16 protein-coding genes and 1 pseudogene are annotated in these 16,914 nt (G+C 72.6%); 9 read left to right on the top strand and 8 right to left on the bottom strand.

Features of this window, described 5'->3' with window-relative positions; genetic code table 11:
• Positions 1-30 precede the first annotated feature (30 nt).
• The 3 genes and pseudogenes from FHR33_RS50970 to FHR33_RS37580 form a co-directional block, all read left to right on the top strand.
• A pseudogene (locus FHR33_RS50970) lies at positions 31-921 on the top strand (cytochrome P450); the annotation flags it as partial.
• A 19-nt stretch (positions 922-940) separates the two neighbouring features.
• Positions 941-1,219 (top strand): cytochrome P450, encoded by a 279-nt coding sequence (locus tag FHR33_RS53460; protein ID WP_183658257.1) that lies wholly within the window; start codon positions 941-943, stop codon positions 1,217-1,219.
• Positions 1,220-1,364: 145 nt separating this feature from the next.
• Positions 1,365-2,528 (top strand): alkene reductase, encoded by a 1,164-nt coding sequence (locus FHR33_RS37580; RefSeq protein WP_183658255.1) that lies wholly within the window; start codon positions 1,365-1,367, stop codon positions 2,526-2,528.
• A 13-nt stretch (positions 2,529-2,541) separates the two neighbouring features.
• On the opposite strand, the gene FHR33_RS37575 is transcribed toward FHR33_RS37580, so the two are convergent.
• Genes FHR33_RS37575 through FHR33_RS37565 form a run of 3 tightly spaced genes read right to left on the bottom strand, consistent with a single transcriptional unit; the run spans position 2,542 to position 6,772 of the window.
• A complete protein-coding gene (locus tag FHR33_RS37575; protein ID WP_183658253.1) occupies positions 2,542-5,760 on the bottom strand; it encodes an AfsR/SARP family transcriptional regulator in 3,219 nt (1,072 codons plus the stop codon).
• 34 nt (positions 5,761-5,794) lie between these two features.
• Positions 5,795-6,292 carry an ion channel gene (locus FHR33_RS37570; RefSeq protein WP_221241410.1) on the bottom strand — a complete coding sequence of 166 codons (498 nt, stop codon included), beginning with the start codon at positions 6,290-6,292 and terminating at the stop codon, positions 5,795-5,797.
• 36 nt (positions 6,293-6,328) lie between these two features.
• On the bottom strand, positions 6,329-6,772 hold the full coding sequence (locus FHR33_RS37565) for a helix-turn-helix domain-containing protein (protein ID WP_246452304.1): 444 nt from the start codon (positions 6,770-6,772) through the stop codon (positions 6,329-6,331).
• A gap of 28 nt (positions 6,773-6,800) precedes the next feature.
• Between FHR33_RS37565 and FHR33_RS37560 the strand changes: the two genes are divergently transcribed.
• Both FHR33_RS37560 and FHR33_RS37555 read left to right on the top strand, forming a co-directional pair.
• Positions 6,801-7,763, top strand: a complete 963-nt coding sequence (locus tag FHR33_RS37560) for an NAD(P)/FAD-dependent oxidoreductase (RefSeq protein ID WP_246452303.1) — start codon at positions 6,801-6,803, stop codon at positions 7,761-7,763.
• A 5-nt stretch (positions 7,764-7,768) separates the two neighbouring features.
• Entirely contained in the window at positions 7,769-9,196 is a 1,428-nt protein-coding gene (locus FHR33_RS37555) for an MDR family MFS transporter (protein ID WP_183658249.1), read from the top strand.
• A gap of 15 nt (positions 9,197-9,211) precedes the next feature.
• Here the strand turns inward: FHR33_RS37555 and FHR33_RS37550 are convergent, their stop codons facing one another.
• Positions 9,212-10,162 (bottom strand): AraC family transcriptional regulator, encoded by a 951-nt coding sequence (locus tag FHR33_RS37550; RefSeq protein WP_183658247.1) that lies wholly within the window; start codon positions 10,160-10,162, stop codon positions 9,212-9,214.
• Between the two features lie 115 nt (positions 10,163-10,277).
• Here FHR33_RS37550 and FHR33_RS37545 point away from each other — a divergent pair, with 115 nt between their 5' ends.
• A complete protein-coding gene (locus tag FHR33_RS37545) occupies positions 10,278-10,727 on the top strand; it encodes a DUF6069 family protein (protein WP_183658245.1) in 450 nt (149 codons plus the stop codon).
• Positions 10,728-10,810: 83 nt separating this feature from the next.
• Here the strand turns inward: FHR33_RS37545 and FHR33_RS37540 are convergent, their stop codons facing one another.
• Both FHR33_RS37540 and FHR33_RS52955 read right to left on the bottom strand, forming a co-directional pair.
• Positions 10,811-11,458 carry a response regulator gene (locus FHR33_RS37540; RefSeq protein WP_312895896.1) on the bottom strand — a complete coding sequence of 216 codons (648 nt, stop codon included), beginning with the start codon at positions 11,456-11,458 and terminating at the stop codon, positions 10,811-10,813.
• Between the two features lie 4 nt (positions 11,459-11,462).
• Complete coding sequence (locus FHR33_RS52955; protein WP_183658240.1) at positions 11,463-12,611, bottom strand: sensor histidine kinase; 1,149 nt, start codon at positions 12,609-12,611, stop codon at positions 11,463-11,465.
• 138 nt (positions 12,612-12,749) lie between these two features.
• Between FHR33_RS52955 and FHR33_RS37530 the strand changes: the two genes are divergently transcribed.
• Positions 12,750-13,463: an ABC transporter ATP-binding protein gene (locus FHR33_RS37530; protein ID WP_183658237.1), complete on the top strand. Its 714-nt coding sequence runs from the start codon at positions 12,750-12,752 to the stop codon at positions 13,461-13,463.
• Positions 13,460-14,203: an ABC transporter permease gene (locus FHR33_RS37525; protein ID WP_183658235.1), complete on the top strand. Its 744-nt coding sequence runs from the start codon at positions 13,460-13,462 to the stop codon at positions 14,201-14,203. Before FHR33_RS37530 ends, FHR33_RS37525 begins: the two co-directional genes overlap by 4 nt.
• A 10-nt stretch (positions 14,204-14,213) precedes the next feature.
• Here the strand turns inward: FHR33_RS37525 and FHR33_RS37520 are convergent, their stop codons facing one another.
• Both FHR33_RS37520 and FHR33_RS52145 read right to left on the bottom strand, forming a co-directional pair.
• Positions 14,214-14,513: a DUF6506 family protein gene (locus tag FHR33_RS37520; protein WP_183658233.1), complete on the bottom strand. Its 300-nt coding sequence runs from the start codon at positions 14,511-14,513 to the stop codon at positions 14,214-14,216.
• Positions 14,514-14,536: 23 nt separating this feature from the next.
• Complete coding sequence (locus tag FHR33_RS52145) at positions 14,537-15,433, bottom strand: LysR family transcriptional regulator (RefSeq protein WP_183658231.1); 897 nt, start codon at positions 15,431-15,433, stop codon at positions 14,537-14,539.
• A 118-nt stretch (positions 15,434-15,551) separates the two neighbouring features.
• On the opposite strand from FHR33_RS52145, the gene FHR33_RS37510 reads away from it, so the two are divergent.
• Complete coding sequence (locus FHR33_RS37510; RefSeq protein WP_183658229.1) at positions 15,552-16,913, top strand: serine hydrolase domain-containing protein; 1,362 nt, start codon at positions 15,552-15,554, stop codon at positions 16,911-16,913.
• Position 16,914: the final 1 nt, after the last annotated feature.

Here is a 16,914-nt window from a genome sequence, read left to right as displayed (position 1 = left end):
GTCGGTGGATCAGTGGATAGCGTCCGGTTCATGGCCGACTTTGAGCGCTACCCGTTCGTACCCGGTCCACGGGGAGTCCCTGCGCAGACGTACGCCGAGCGGCGGGCCAAGGAGCCCCTCGGCAAGGTGCTGCTGCCCAGCGGGGACACGGCGTACCTCACCACGACCCACGAGGACGCCGTGGCCGTGTTGAGCGACCCGCGGTTCAGCCGCGACCTCAGCCGCCCTGGCGCGCCCCGGATGTTTCCCGGGTTCACCATCGCCGACTCCCCCGGGACCCTCACCAGCATGGACCCGCCCGATCACACCCGGCTGCGCAGGCTGCTGTCGGGGGTGTTCACGCCGCGTGTGGTCAACGGCTGGCGGCCCAGGCTGCGCGAGCTCACCGCCGAGCTCATCGAGGGGCTTGGGGAGGAGTTCGAGTTCCTGCACGACTTCGCCTTCCCCCTGCCCATCCAGGTCATCTGCGACGTCATGGGCGTGCCGGGAATCGACTCCGTACGGGTTCGGGCCTGGTCGGACGCGATGCTGTCCACCTCCAGCCTGTCGGAGGAGGACAAGCTCACCGCGGCCATGGAGTTCTACGCCTACATGGCCGAGGTGATCGCCGAGCATCGGGAGGATCCGGGGGACGGCCTGCTGGCCGCGATGATCCACGCCCGCGACGGTGAGGACCGGCTGAACGAGGACGAGCTCGTGCGCAACGCGCTGGGACTGTTCCTCGCGGGGCACGAGACGACCGGATCGGTGCTGGGGAGGGCGGTGCTCAGGCTGCTCGACCCCCGCGACGGCTACGCCCGCCTGGCCGCCCGGCCCGAGCTGGTGCCCGGCGCGGTGGAGGAGCTGCTCAGGATGGAGCAGCCCGGCGACAGCCCGCTGCTCAGGGTGGCCACCGAGGACGTCGAGCTGCCTTCGGGCACGGTGCGGAAAGGGCGAGGGAGTGATCGCCTCCTTCGCGGGAGCCAACTTCGACCCCTCGGTCTTCCCCGACCCGCACACCATGGACCTGCGACGCGAGACGGCCCAGCACCTCGCCTTCGGCCGTGGCCCGCACTACTGCCTGGGCGCGAACCTGGCGCGCATGGAGCTGCAGGAGATCCTCTGCGTCCTCGTCCGGCGGCTGCCCGGTCTCACGCTCGCGGGAGCGGCCGAGGACGTGCGGTGGACGTCGGGCAGCATCATCATCCGCCCTGCTCGCCTGCCGGTGCGCAAGGGCTGACGCCCGCTACGTGACGCGTGTCAGCCCCGGGGCGCAAGGGGCTGACGCCCGCCTCGTGCCGCGCGTCAGCCGACCGTCAGCGCCTCCGAAGCGCCTGAGAGCACAGTCGTCCCTGTCAGCGAAACCACGCAGCAGGGAGCAGATCATGACGACGTACGCCGACGAGGCCACCACCGCGAACGCACCGGTGACGTCCCGCCTGTTCGAACCCGCGAGCCTCGGCGACCTCCGCCTTCCCAACCGCCTGGTGATGGCGCCGATGACCCGCAACCGCGCCGCAGCCGACGGCGTCCCGCAGCCGATCATGGCCACCTACTACGCCCAGCGGGCCTCGGCCGGGTTGATCATCGCGGAGGCGTCCACCCCGAACGCCGTGGGGCAGACCTATCCCAACATCACCGCGATCCACGACCGGGCGCACGTGGCCGGGTGGCGGCAGGTGACCGACGCGGTGCGCGCCGCCGGTGGCCGGATGTTCCTGCAGCTGCAGCACGGCGGGCGGGTGGGCCACCCCGACAACAGCGGACTGGTGCCGGTCGCGCCCTCACCGGTCCCGCTCCCCGACACGATCTTCACCCCGAGCGGGCACCAGCCGGCCGTCGTGCCGAGGGAGATGACCATCGACGAGATCCACGCCACCGTGGCCGACTTCGCCGCCGCCGCCCGCAACGCCGTCGACGCGGGCTTCGCCGGGGTGGAGGTGCACGGCGCCAACGGCTACCTCATCCACCAGTTCCTCGCGGGGGGCACCAACCACCGCACCGACGCCTACGGCGGCTCGGTGGCGGGCCGCATCCGGTTCGCGGTGGAGGTGGTCAAGGCCGTCGCCGACGCGGTCGGCCCCGAGCGGGTCGGACTGCGCATCGCCCCAGGGCTCACCGTCAACGGCATCGAGGAGGGCGACACCGGCGCCATCTATCCGGCGCTGCTCGACGCGCTGGCGGACGTCGGCATGGCCTACCTGCATGTCGTCTTCGCCGACCCCGGCCAGCCGCTCTTCCACGACCTGCGCAGGCGCTGGCAGGGCACGCTGATCGCCAACCCGATGCTGCCGTGGCCGGGACCCCTGCCCGCCGACGGCGGCAGGAGGGAGGGCGAGCGGCTCCTGGCCGCGGGAGCCGACCTGATCTCGCTCGGCCGCGCGTTCCTGGCAAACCCCGACCTGGTCGAGCGGCTGCGGACGGGCGCGCCGCTCAACCCGGTGCGTGACACGGGCCTGATGTACGTCGGCGGGGAGAGCGGATACACCGACTACCCCACGCTGGACGCCGTCCGCAGGGCCGAGACGCTCAGCCCGGCCGCCGCGTGACCGGTCGCGCCCGTCAGACGTCCTCCGCCGAGGAGGGCGTGGGCGGCAGCACCTTCGTGGCGATGAGCGCGGCCTCCTCGGGTGACAGGGTCGCGCCCCGCCGGAAGGCCTCGGCGAAGGCCGCCTGTCCCAGGGCGGCCTTCGCCGCCGCCGTGATCCTGTCGACGTCGCCGCGCTCGGCGCGCGGCAGCGGGGCGTCCACGCTCAGGCGCGCGGCCTGCGCCGCGCCGAGCAGCAGGGCCGCGCACCCGCCGCCGTCGGCGTCCCCCGCGAGCGCCGCCGCCCCCGCCAGGCCCTCGAGAGAGAGGGCCATGGCGCGCGGCTCCTCGATGGAACGGGCGATCCGCAGCCCGAGGAGATGGTGGGCCGTCGCCCCCGCCCTGTCTCCCCGCTGTTCGGCGACGAAGCCGAGCTCCGCGAGCAGCAGATGCTCGCCCACACGCGAGGACACCGCCGCGTCGCGCAGGCGCAGCAGCCGCGCCTCGGCCTCGTCGAGGTCGCCCGAGCGGCGCGCCCCCAGCGCGAGCCCCATCTCCGAGTGGACCTCGCCGTACTTGTAGCCCTGCTCGACGGCCAGCCGCCGCGCCCGCTCATGCAGCTCACGGGCCCTGTCCCACTCGTGGGCGAGCAGCGCGAGCCTGCCGAGCCCCGAGTAGCGCGCCGACACCTCCGTCTCGAGGCCCAGCTCCTGCGCGATGCGCAGCCCCTCTCTCTGCAGGCGCGCGGCCTCCTCGTAGTCGCCCTTGATCTCGGCGAGCGCGGCGAGCGGCGAGACGGTCTGCAGCTCTCCCCAGCGGTCGCCGAGCTCTCGGAAGAGCCGCGCACTGCGCACGCCGTCGCCGGCGATGCCGTCGAGGTCGCCGCGCATCAGCGCCTGCATGGCGCGCAGCCCCAGAGCGGCGGCGCTGCCCCACCGGTCGCCCGCGACGGCGAAGAGGTCGAGGGCGCGGGCGTTGGCCTCCTCGGCGGCGGCGAGATCACCGGCGTTGAACAGACCGTACGCGTAGATCCACACGGCCAGGCCGCGCCGCCCTGGGTCCTCGATCGCCGCTTCAGGGCACTCCCCCGTGCTGGACCTGTCGCCTGTCAGCAGGGCGAAGGCGTCGCGGAGCACGTGGAGCTCGGCGGCGCCCGGAGCGACGGCGAGCACGCCGGACAGGGCGCGACCCGCCTCGTTCAGCCGTCCGCGCAGCAGCCACCACCAGGCGAGAGCGGTGGCCAGCCGTACCGCCTCGGGCGCGGGCGTCCCCGCTTCGGCTGCGCGCCGGGTCGCCTCGTCGAGCGCCGAGCGCAGGTTGGCGGCCTCGGCGTCGAGCCTGCCGAGCCACTCCCGTTGCGGGGCGCCGCGAAGGTGGGGATCCGCCCGCTCCGCGAGATCCAGGTAGTGGCGTAGGTGCCGCTCCCTGACCTCGGCGACGTCCTCCGCCTCGCGCAGGCGCTCCATCGCGTACGCCGCCACGGACTCCAGCAGCCGGTAGCGGGGACCTGCGGGCCCGTCGACCACGACGACGAGGGAGCGGTCGACCAGGCGGGTGACCAGGTCGAGCACCTCCTCGGGGAACACGCCGTCACCCGCGCACACCGCCTCCGCGGCGTCCAGGGCGCAGCCGTCGCTGTGCACGGCCAGACGGCGCAGCACGACGCGTTCCCGCTCGCCGAGCAGCTCCCAGCTCCAGTCGATCATCGCGCGCAACGTCTGCTGCCGCGCGGGCGCTCCGCGCTGTCCCGAGGTCAGCAGCCTGAACCGGTCGTCGAGGCGGGCCGCCAGCTCCCGCACCCCCAGCGCGCGCACCCTGGTCGCCGCCAGTTCGAGGGCGAGCGGAATGCCGTCGAGGCGGCGGCAGATCTCCGCCACCGCCTCCAGGGTCTCGCGGGTGGCGCCGTCGAGCGAGAAGCCCGGGGCCGCCGCGGCGGCGCGCTGGGCGAACAGCCGTACGGCGTCGGCCGCCTCGAGCGGCTCCACCAGGAAGACCGCCTCGCCCGCCAGGCCCAGCGGCTCCTGGCTGGTAGCAAGGACACGCAGTCCCGGCGCGGCGCGCAACAGCAGCCGCGCGAGTTCGGCGGCGGCTTCGACGACGTGTTCGCAGTTGTCGAGGACGAGCAGGACGCTGCGGTCGCGCAGGGCGGCGGCGAGCCGTTCTGCGGGCGCGGGAGCGACGCCGAGCCGCTGCGGGCCCGAGGGCACGTCGTCCCTGACACCGAGCACGGCGGCGACCAGCTGCGCCAGGTCCGCCAGGTCGCCGCCCTGCCCCGCCAGTTCGACCAGCCACACCCCGTCGGGCACGTGGGCCGCGAGCCTGGCGGCGCTCTCCACGGCGAGCCGTGTCTTGCCGACCCCGCCCGAGCCTGTGAGGGTGACCAGGCGCGCGGTGCCGAGGAGCCGGCCGATCTCGTCCATGGACCGGTCGCGGCCGACCAGCGCGGTGAGCGCGGCGGGGAGATTCGACCGGGGCCGCTGCGACGGGCCGGCGTCCGCCTGCCCTCCGGTGAACGCGGGCGGTGTCACGTCCTGGCGCAGGATCGCCTGGTGGAGCTCGGCCAGCTCAGGACTCGGATCGAGGCCCAGCTCCTCGGCCAGGCGCTCCCGCAGCTCCGCGTACGAGGCCAGCGCCTCGCTCTGGCGACCCGCCAGGTAGAGGGCGCGGATCTGGACGGCGCGCAGCCGCTCCCTCAGCGGATGGCGCGCCACCAGGTCCGCGAGCTCCCCCACGAGCAGGGTACGGTCACCCGACTCCAGCCTGGCCTCGGCCTGCTCCTCCAGGACGGCCAGGCGCTGGTCGGCCAGGCGCTGCGCGGCCGTCCGCACGAACTCCTCGTCGGCGAACTCGGCGAACGCCGGCCCGCGCCACAGCTCGAGCGCCTCGGTGAGCAGCGCGACCCTCGCCCTGGGGTCGCCGGCCAGGCGGGCCCTGCCCGCCAGGCTCTGGAACAGGAGCGCGTCCACCTCGTCGCCCTGCTCGTCGAGGCGGAGCCGGTAGCCGGGCGCCTGGTAGACCACCCTGTCGCGGCCGAGAGCCCTGCGCAGCTGGGAGACCTTGGCCTGGAGGGCGTTGGCGGGGTTGCCCGGCGGCTCCTGGCCCCACAGGTCGTCGATGAGCCGGTCGGCGGAGACCGGCCGTCCCTCGTGCACCAGCAGGTCGGCGAGGAGCGCCCTGACCTTCGCCTCGGAGATCCTGACCGCATTCCCCTCGGCGTCCCACACCGTCAGTGGACCGAGCACCCCGAACCGCATGCGAGAACCGTACACACCGCGTGGTGGTGGGCCTTCAGCGCTCGCTCCTGTGGGCGAATGTCAGCCGGTAGGCGCCCACCAGCGCCGCGATGATGACGAGGTCGAAGACCATCTGCACGGTGACGAGGGCGCGGGCCAGCTGGCCGACGGCGTGCACGTCTCCGAATCCGACCGTGGCGATGGTCGCGACCGTGAAGTACAGCGCGTCGGTGCGGGTGTGCAGGTCCGCGAACTGGTCGCCGTCGATCCCGGCGACCGCGTAGTAGCTCAGGGCGAAGAAGGAGGTCGCGGTGTACAGCAGGTACAGCAGCACCCCCAGCCGAGCCTGCCTGTCCCTGCGCGCCACGGCGAGGGTGTGGCGGGCGAACACCCAGACCAGGACGGCCACGCCCAGGAGGAAGAGAGCCACTCCCAGGCCGACCCTCGGAAGGTCGGACCCGTCGCCGATCGGGATCAGGTAGTAGAGCACGATCAACCCGGTCACGAGCGCCGCGTGCTCCAGCACGACCATGAACTTCCGCCGCTGTGCCACCTCAAGGATCATGCCATCGGGTCGCGGCGATTCCCGTCAGACAGGCCGGTCCTCCACCACGCACACGTTCTCGTGGAGGTTCCAGCCACCGGCCTCGCTCTCGGCCAGCCGCCGGTAGCCGGGGCACTGGGTGAAGTCGTCGGCCTGGCACTGCATGATGTGCTCGATCAGCGCCTTGGACGCCGTGATCTCGTGCAGCCGCCGCTCCAGCTCGGCGTGGTGCCGCTGGAGGATCTCCCTGCGCTCTCTCTGCCCGGGGACGCCGAGGACCTCCCTGATCTGCTCCAGGCTCATCCCCGCCGACTTGGCGCGCAGGATCGTCATGACCCTGACGAAGTGGTCGCTGGTGTACTGGCGGCGACCGCTCACCCTGGTGGCGGGGGTGAGCAGGCCCATGGACTCCCAGTGGCGCAGCACGTGCGGCGCGAGACCGAACCGCTCGGCCAGCTCCCCGATGCGCATGGAACCACTTGACTTCATGTTGACATTAACTTGCAGACTCTCTCTCATGTCAAGCAACGCATGCCTGTTCGATGTCGCCATCGTCGGCGCGGGCCCCGCGGGGATGTCGGCGGCCCTGACCCTGGGCAGGGCCCACCGCACGACGCTCCTGATCGACGCGGGCGAGGGCCGCAACGCCCCCGCCGGGGCGGTCCACAACTTCCTCACTCGCGACGGGACCCCACCCGCCGAGCTGCGCGAACTCGGCCGCGCCGAGCTGGCGGCCTACCCGGGCGTCCAGGTGCGCGAGGAAGCCGTCACCGCCGTGGACTTCGCCGATCGGGGCGGCTTCCGCCTGTCTCTGTCAGGCGGCGACACCGCCGTCGCGCGGCGGCTCCTGCTCGCCACCGGACTGGCCGACGAGCTGCCAGGCCCGCGCGGAGCCGGCCCGCTGTGGGGCCGCTCCGCCTTCCACTGCCCCTACTGCCATGGCTACGAGTGCACCGGCAAGGCCGTCGCGGTGATGGGCTCCGAGCCACCCCGTGTACGGCTGGCGCTGCAGCTGAGCCGCTTCGCCTCCGACGTCGCGCTCTGCACGGACGGCGGAGCGCTCGATCCGGCCTCGCGCGCGACGCTCGAATCGAACGGCGTCACGGTGCGATGCGAGCCCGTCGCCCGGCTGGAGGCGACGGGCGACCGCCTCGAGCAGATCGTGTTCGAGAGCGGCCCGCCGCTGGACAGGGAGGCGGTCTTCGTCGTCAACGCGCCACGCCAGCGCTCAGGTCTGGCCGCCCGGCTGGGCTGCAGGGCCTTCTCCGACGGCTGCGTGGAGGTGAACGAGTTCGGCCAGACCAGCGTGCCGGGCGTCTACGCGGCAGGCGACATGGCGCGAAGGGCGACCGTGCCGATGCCGATGGCCGCCGTCGTCGCCGCCGCGGCGGGCGGCACCGTCGCGGCGGCGGTCATCGACCAGGACCTGCTCAGCGCCGACTTCGCCCTGCCCCACCCGTTCGCCAGGGCCGGGGGTTGAGCGTCGTGTCCACGCAGTCCGTCCAGACCGCATCCGACGCCCCGGCCGGCGCGAGCCGGGTTCCGCTGGCCACGGCCGGGCTCCTGATCGGCATGCTGCTGTCGGTCCTGGACCAGACGGTGGTGGCCATCGCGCTGCCCGACATCGCCGCCGACCTGGGCGGCATGGACGCCATCGGCTGGATCGTGACCTCCTACGTGCTGGCCTCGACCACCACCGGCGCGCTCTACGGCCGCTTCAGCGACAGATTCGGACGGCGCGCCGTCTTCGTCACCGCGGTCGCCGTCTTCATCGCGGGCTCCGTGCTGTGCGGCCTGGCGCAGTCGACACCCCAGCTGATCGCCGCCAGGACGCTGCAGGGCATCGGCGCGGGCGCGCTGTTCGTCCTGCCCACGATCGCGCTGTCCGAGCTCTACCCGCAGCGCCTGCGCGGCAGGGTGCAGGGCCTCACCGGCGGTGTCTTCGCCGTCGCCAGCGTGGGCGGGCCGCTGGCCGGCGGGGCGATCACCGACGCCGTGGGCTGGCGCTGGATCTTCTACATCAACCTGCCGCTCGGCCTGCTCAGCATCGCCATGGTCGCGTTCGCGCTGCGGCTGCCGAGGGCAGGAGGGGGCGGCAGGGTCGACGTCACGGGGTCCGTGCTGCTCGTCGGGGCGACGGTGAGCCTGCTGCTGGTGGCCGAGTGGGGCGGTCGCGCCCACGCGTGGACCTCGGCCGTGATCCTCGGGCTGGTCGGCGCCTTCGCCGTCCTTCTGACGGCTTTCGTGTGGTGGGAGCGGCGGGCGGTCAACCCGCTGCTTCCGCCGAGGCTGTTCGCCGACCCCGCGCTGCGGGTCGCCCTGCCCGCCACCGTGCTCCTCGGTGCGCTGCTCGGCGGCTCGGTCGTCTACCTGCCCACCTATCTGCAGGGCGCGTACGGCATGGGCGCCACGCAGGCGGGCCTCGCGCTCAACCCGTACGTCGTCACCTTCATGGCGGTGTCGTTCCTCGCCGGCGCCCGCGTCGGCAGGAGCGGCGGGTACAAGTCCTCGCTCGTCGCCGGCTCGCTCGTCGTGGTGCTGGGCTTCGCGCTGGTCAGCCAGATCGGACCGGGGACCGCCTACGCCGTGCTCGCCCTCGAACTCGGCGTGCTGGGCGTCGGGTTCGGGCTCCTGATGCAGAACCTGGTGGTCGTCGCGCAGAACGCCGCCTCGCCCGCCGATCTCGCGGCCGTCACCTCCGCCACGCTGTCGGTGCGCGGCCTCGGCATGTCGCTCGGCGTGGCGAGCTTCGGCAGCCTGCTGACCAGGGAACTGCAGGGCAGCGGCGCCCAGACCGCCGAGGCGACGGCCGCCGCCGTCCCCGAGGTGCTCTTCTGGGGGGTGCCGGTGGCCGCCGCGCTGGTCGTCCTGCTCGCACTGCTGCCACGCTCGGTCAACCGCTCGTCGATCTAGCGCCGCCCGCATGACCTACGTCGCGGCGGAGGCGGAGGCCGCCTCTCCGCCCTGACGGCGGTACCGGCCCGGCGCGAGACCGTACTCGCGCTTGAAGGCGTTGGCGAAGGCGAACTCGGAGGTGTAGCCGACGCGCGTGGCGACCTCGCCGAGCTGGGCGTCGGACTCTCGCAGCATCCGCGCCGCGACGGCCAGGCGCCACCAGGTCAGGTAGGTGAGGGGCGGCTGGCCTGCCAGGGCGGTGAAGCGCTTGGAGAAGGCGGCCCGCGACAGGCGCGCCCGGTCGGCGAGGGTCTGGACCGTCCAGGGCTGGGCGGGGTCCTGGTGGATGGCGTGCAGGGCGGCGTTGACCGCAGGGTCGGCCAGGGCGGCCGACCAGCCGGCGGCCTGGCTCCCCGCGGGCCGGTCGGCGAACCAGGCGCGCAGGATGTACACCAGCAGCATGTCCAGCAGGGCGAGCACGAGGGTGTCGGCGCCCAGGCCTGGACGGTCGACCTCGGCGCCGAGCAGGTCGACCGCCGCGCGCAGCTCGGGGTGCCGGCCGACCCTGGCGGGCAGGTGGATGACCTCGGGCAGGTCGCGCAGGAGAGGGTGGGCCCTGGCGGGGTCGAGCTGGTAGCCGCCGCACAGTGTCACCGTGACGGGCCCGCTCCGCCCGACGAGGTCGGAGACGAACAGCTCGGTGTCCTCCATCGGGTCGCAGGCGGGCTCGGCCAGCGACGCCGCAGGGCTGTCGGCCAGGCCGTAACCGTGGCCGTGAGGGAAGAACACCACGTCGCCCACGCCGAGCGCGACAGGGTCGCCGGTCGGCGGGATGAGCCAGCAGGACCCCTGCAGGACGACCTGGAACCCGGCCGAGCCCGGCACCGAGGGGAAGCGCTGCCCCCACGGACCGTGCCACGCGACCCTTGCCGAGCGGGGCCGCCCGGAGCGCATGATGGCGATCACATCGCTGAGCACATCCATGCGGCGACGCTAGCAGAAGACGATGACGTATGAATCTGCGACTGTGAAGCATTCGTCATCTTCAGCTTCCCTCCTACATTTGAGGATCAGTTATCCGCCACTGAAGGAGGACCCCATGGCCGACATGGCCACCACCACCGGCGGCGCCCGACTCGGACGCCGCCGGTCACGACCCGTCGCGGTGGCGGGCGCCGTCCTGGCCACCAGCCTGCTCTGGCTCCTCGCCCTCGCCTTGGGCATCGACCTCACGGTCGATCAGCGCGACGGCCGGCCGCCCATGGTCGTCGGCCTGCCGATGGTGGCCGGCTTCACGCTGATCCTGTCGCTGCTCGGCTGGGGAGTGCTCGCCGTACTGGAACGCCGCGCGCCGCGTCGCGCCGGGCTCGTCTGGACGGTGCTGGCCGTCGCGGTCCTTGTGCTGTCCTTCGTGCCGATACTCGGCGCCGGAGCCACGACGGGGGCCAAGGTCATGCTGTCCCTCATGCATCTGGCGGTCGCGGCCGTGCTCGTCCCCGTGCTGGGCCGCGGCGCGCGTGCGTCCTCGGCCACCCGGCATCGACCCTGACCTCCGCGCCAGCCGCCGCCGCTGCGCGGGCGGCTCCGAGCTCGCGTCTGACCCGCCGCCTCGCTGCCGGCCCCTGCGCCCGTTCACAGCAGGCCCGCGTCGCGCACCCTCATGGCGACGTGGACGCGGTTGTCGGTCTCCAGCTTGGCGAAGATCCGCGTCACGTTCGCCTTCACCGTCGCGACGCTCATGTGCAGACGTTCGGCGATCTCGGCGTTCGAGCTGCCCCTGGCCACCTCGATCGCGACCTCGCGCTCGCGTTCGGTGAGCCTGGCCAGCTCCCGCCGCGCTTCGGGGCGCCGCGGCTCGTGCCTGCCGGTGGCCGCGGCGATCACCTGGTGGACGACGCTGGGGGACAGCACCGGCTCGCCGTTCGCCACGGCGTGGACCGCCTCGATCATCTTCGGCGGCGGGGTGTCCTTGAGCAGGAAGCCGCTCGCGCCGAGCTCGAGGGCGCGCAGCACCATGTCGTCGGCGTCGAAGGTGGTGAGGATGAGGATCCTGGGCGGATGCGGCCTGGCCAGCATCAGCTCCGTGGTGGTCAGCCCGTCCTGGACGGGCATCCTGATGTCCATCAGCACGACGTCGGGCCTGAGGTCGCGCACCACCGCCATGGCCCGCAGGCCGTCGCCCGCTTCGCCGACGATCTCGAGGCCTGGATCGCCACCGAGGATCAGGCGCAGCCCTGTCCGCACCATCGGGTCGTCATCCACGAGCACCAGTCGAGTCACGGTGTCAAGCCTTCCACGGCAGCCGGGCGTCGAGGACGAAGCGTCCGTTCCTGACGGCATGGCTCAAGGTGCCGCCGGCCATCCTGGCGCGTTCGGCCAGGCCGACCAGCCCCAGCTTGCCGCCGGGACCCGCGGGCGTCCCCGCGGGCACGGGGTTGCTCACCGTGATCCGCAGGCCGCCACCCGGCCGCCCGCGCAGCTCGGCCGTCACCGTGCTGCCCGGCGCGTGCTTGCGGGCGTTGGTCAGGGCCTCCTGCACGATCCGGTAGGTGTGCCGCGCGGTCTGGGCAGGAAGCAGGTCCCTGTCGTGAATCGCGTCGTCCACCTCGACCTGCTGTCCGGCCGCGCGCACCTCGTCCAACAGGGCGTCCAGGTGGGCCAGGGTCGGCTGCGGGGCCTCCGCGACGCTGTCGCGCCTGAGCGTGCCGAGGACGGCGCGCAGTTCGTTCAGCGACTGGTGCGCGTTCTCCTGGATCGCCGACGCCACCTCCCGGGTCTGCTCGGCGGTGAGGTCCTTCCTGTACGCCAGGCCGCCGGCGAGCATCGACAGCAGGGAGATCCGGTGGGCGAGAACGTCGTGCATCTCCTGCGCGATCGCGAGCCGCTCGGCCATCTGCGCCTGCTCGACGCGCTGGAGGTGCGCGGTCCGCTCCGCCGCTCGCTGCGAGGCGGCAAGGTCACGGCGTCCGCGCAGGTAGAGGCCGAGGACGGTCAACCCTCCCAGCGCGAGGGCCCCGACGACCCCGTAGAAGACGGTCAGCTGGCCGGTGCCCTGCCACCTGGTGGAGGCCACCAGGCACAGCCAGAACACGACCGCGACCGGCACCAGCTGCCGCCACCGGCGATGCGTGCACAGGGACCCGTACGCGACGCACGCCGGAGCGGTCGCGGTGAAGGAGATGACGGTCAGCAGGGCCGTGGCCAGGGCGACCTGCCATGGCCACCGGCGCCGCCATCGCATCAGGACCAGGGCGATCGCTCCGAGCCCCATGTCGAGCAGCAGCGACCTCGGCACGTCCAGGGCGGAGGGGGCGCGGTCGGTCATCGAGACCAGGAGGATGCCGTAGAACAGCAATGGCAGCGCGGCGAACAGGTAGCGCAGCGCCATGCCGAGCCGGTCCAAGGGCGGCTGGTACTCCGTGGGATCGTGCACGCCCTCAGCCTAGGTACCGCGGGCAGCCGCGCTCAGCGACCCAGGTCGACACCTGCCTGGCCGCAGGTCTACATCGCAGGCGGCAGCGCGCTACCTGGGGGCGATGACGCTCGGCCGCGCGTCCGCTGGACTTGATGCGTGATCGAGTTCAACAACGTCAGCAAGGTCTACAAAGAGGTGAAGGCGCTCGACGACGTGTCCTTCACCGTCGAACCGGGATCCGTCACCGGCTTCCTCGGCCCCAACGGCGCGGGCAAGTCGACGGCCATGCGTATCCTGACCGGCCTGTCCCGTCCCACCTCGGGCTCGGCCACCGTGCTCGGCCGGCCGTACGGACAGCTGGACCGCCCCGCCTACCGGGTCGGCACGCTGCTCGACGCCGGCGCCCAGCATCCGGGCCGCACGGGGCGGGAGATCCTGACCCTCGGCGCGATCGTCCTCGGCCTGCCGAGGTCACGCGTCGACGACATCCTCGACCTGGTCGGGCTCACCGCCAGGCAGGGACGGCAGACCGTCGGCGGCTACTCGCTCGGCATGAGGCAGCGGCTCGGCCTCGGTCACGCCCTCCTCGGCCGGCCTGAGGCGCTCGTCCTTGACGAGCCCGCCAACGGACTCGACCCCCACGGCATCCAGTGGATGCGCGGGCTGCTGCGCGACCTCGCGGGCTCGGGTTGCTCGGTGCTGCTCAGCTCGCACCTCCTGCACGAGGTGGAGCAGGTCGCCGACCGCATCGTGATGATCGGCCGCGGACGCGTCCTCGCGCAGGGCACCGTCGGCGAGCTCAGCGGGGGCCGCGGTCTCGAACAGGCCTTCCTCGACCTCACCGCGCATTCCGGACGGAGCACGGCATGACCCACCCCACGATCCCGACCCCGTTCCACCGGCTGCTGCGGGCCGAGACACGCAAGCTCTTCGACACCCGCAGCGGCAAGATCATGACCGCCGTCCTGATCGCGCTGACCCTCGCCTCCATCGTCGGTCGCGGCCTCACCTCGGGTCCGCGGCTGGACGTCCTGGCCACCACCGCGGGGATCGGGTACGGGACGTTGCTCCCCGTGCTCGGCATCCTCTCCGTGACGGGTGAGTGGAGTCATCGCACCGTCCTGACCACGTTCGCGCTCGAACCCCGACGCCGTCGGGTGCTGCTGGCCAAGTGCCTGCCCCCGTTGATCACGGCAGTGGTGGCGAGCCTGTTCGCGGTGCTGGTCGCGGTGCCCGTGACGGCTGTGGTCGCCGACGTGCAGGACGTCCCCGCCGTCTGGGATGCCGACCCCCTGGCCCTGCTGGGGTGGGCCGTCACGGGTGTGCTCGTGGTCGCACAGGGGCTCGCCCTGGGCATGTTGCTCCTCAACGCCCCGGCCGCGATCGTGATCTGCCTGGCGGCGCCGGTGTTGTGGAGCGCCGTCGGACGGTCCGGTCCCACCGGCAGTTTCCTGGCCGAGTGGTTCGACCTGGGCGCCACCACCGGTCCCCTGATGGACGGCGCACTGACCGGTGGCGACGCGACTCGGCTGGCCGTGTCCGTGCTCCTCTGCATCGTCCTGCCGATGGCCGCGGGCGTCCTGCGCGTGGTCCGCAAGGAGGTGCGCTGACCCTCGGTCGTCAGGAGAAGATCGCGTGCAGCTGGTCGACCGCTTCGGGGCCGTAACCGACCGCTCCCACCGGTACGGCGCCGCCCACCGCCTCGATCACGCGCGCCGTCCAGGTCGGGCCGAAGGCCCCGCACAGCTCCACGAGCTGGGCGCCGTCGGCGACCAGCCTGACGGCCGCCTCCACGAGCTGGTCGTGCCGTCCGATCCCGACCAGAACGGTGCTGCTGGCGCCGGTCTCGATGATCGAGACGTCGCGATCGGGGTCGCAGCCGTCGGCCATGTAGATGAATCCCCAGTGAGAAAGTGCCATGTCAGGCAAGCTAGGCGGGGCTGTCATCCCCGTCCACGAGGTGTCTCCTCATGACCGTGAGGCGGCGCCTCACGTGCCAGGTGGGCGGCCAGATCATGGAGGCGACCAGCGTGCTCCCGCGCGGGATCCCAGACCAGCGCGTGCCGGACCGACGGGCCGCCGCACAGCGGGAGCCACGTCAGCCCGTCACCCTCGCGCATGTCCCACCGGGGGCGAAGAGCCACCAGAGCGCCCCCGTGCGACAGCTCGGCCGCGAGCAGGCCGTGCCTGGCGGCGCCCTCCCGCACCCGGACGGGCCGCCAGCCCGCCTGGCGGCACGCGCTCAGCACCGCCTCGTGGTAGCCGGGAGCCAGCCGCCTGTCGAACCACAACAGCTCCTGGCCGTCCAGGTCGGCCCAGCTCGCGCGGGGCCGAGCCGCCAAGGGGTGGTCGCGGGACACGAGCACGCCCAGCCGCGCCTCGCTGACCAGCGCGGAGCCGAGCCCTGACGTGTCGGCGGGAAGCACGAGCAACCCGCCGTCCAGCTCCCCCGCGCGCAGCGAGGTGAGCTGGCGTGCCACGGAGAGGTCACGCGCCTCCACGTTCGCGCCCCGCCACAACGCCCGCACCGCCCATGGCGGACTGCCGGGCGTCACACCGATGCGCAGCGCCCGCTCGTCGTCCGCGGCGTCGCGCACGGCGCGCTCGGCCGACTCCGCCGCCTCCAGCACCCCTGTGGCGTGGGCGAACAGCGCTCTCCCCGCCGCCGTGAGCTCCATCCCTGCGGGTGTCCGCCGAAACAGCGCGGCGCCGAGCTCGCGCTCCAACGCGATGATCTGCGAGCTGAGCGAGGTCGCGCGGATGCCGAGCCACTCCGCCGCCCTGGTGAGGTTGGCCTCCTCGGCCACCGCGCGGAAGTACCGCAACCGCCGCAGCTCCATAGGGACATCCAAGTCGGTGGCTTTCGGGGACGCCACCATTATTCGACCACAAACCCCACCTACGAGATGTCCGTAATATACGGTGCTGCCTGACATATCTGGAACTAGGGAGTCAGCAGTGACGAGGATCAGCCGCAGGAACCTTCTCACAGCGAGCGCGGGAGCCGTACCCGCTCTCACCCTCGGCCTGCGTCCGGCGGCGGCCGCGAGCGAGCTGACCACCACGGGCATCGTTCCCGCCCAGCTCGCCCGCCTCGACACCATGCTGAAGACCTTCGTCCAGGCGCGCTCGATCAGCTGCGCCCAGCTCGCGGTCTCGAGGAACGGCAAGATCGTGCTGGCCCGCGGCTACGGGCACTACTCCTTCACCCGCGCTCCCTCGCCCAGCCCGTCTCCGACGCCGACGCCCACCGCGACCCCGAGCCCCAGCGTCAGCCCGAGCCCCAGCCCGAGCGCCTCCCCCACCGCTGGGCCTCTCATCTGGCGGGGGAACACCGCCGGCCTCGCACTGGTGCAGCCGACCTCGCTGTTCCGGATCGCCAGCCTGAGCAAGCACATCACCAGCGCCGCGATCATGCGACTCGTCCAGGACGGCAAGCTCTCGCTCGGCGCCTCCGTGACCACGCTGCTCGGCCTGTCGGCCGCGGCCGACGCGCGCCTCGCCAAGGTGACCGTCCTGCGCCTGATGCAGAACCTCGGCGGCTGGGACAAGGAGGTGTCCAAGCGCGACTACCTGTTCTCCGACCACGCCATCTCGGCGACCCTGGACGTGCCGCTGCCCATCACGCACGCTCACATCCTCACGTACGCCACCCAGCGGCCGCTCGACTTCGCCCCCGGCACCCGCATGTCGTACAACAACTACAACTTCCTGCTGCTGGGCCGGATCATCGAGAAGGTCTCGGGCCAGAGCTACGAGTCGTACGTCAAGCAGAAGGTGCTCGCCCCTGTCGGCATCACCAGGATGCGGCTGAGCAGGAGCGTCGAGGAGGGCCTGCCCTACCACTCGAAGTACACGGCCAAGACGGTGCTGGACGACTCGGGCGCCGTGGTCCCCCACCCGTACGGCGGCGCCAACTACGCCAACCTCGACTCGGCGGGAGGCTGGCTGGCCTCGGCGGTCGACCTGGTCAGACTCTCCACGATCTTCACGGGCGGTGGCGGCGTGCTGAGCTCCGCCTCGGTCGCCAAACTGCTGGCCAAGCCCGAGACCGGCCTCAACCAGCACGGCTCGTGGTACGCGGGCGGCTGGTGGGTGCGCACCATGGGCTCAGGCCTCAACACCTGGCACACCGGCTCGCTGCCCGGCACGTTCGCGATCCTGTCCCGCATGCACAACGGAGTCACCTACTGCGCGACGTTCAACCGGCGGGAGGAGGAGGGCGCCGCCGACTACGACGCGCTGCTGGACGAGCTGTACGACGCCGCCATGGGCATCACGTCGTGGCCGACGACGGACCTCACTCCGCGCTACTTCTGAG

Source organism: Nonomuraea dietziae, from assembly GCF_014195505.1.
Lineage (GTDB): Bacteria > Actinomycetota > Actinomycetes > Streptosporangiales > Streptosporangiaceae > Nonomuraea > Nonomuraea roseola.
This window is presented reverse-complemented; position numbering and strand designations above follow the sequence as displayed.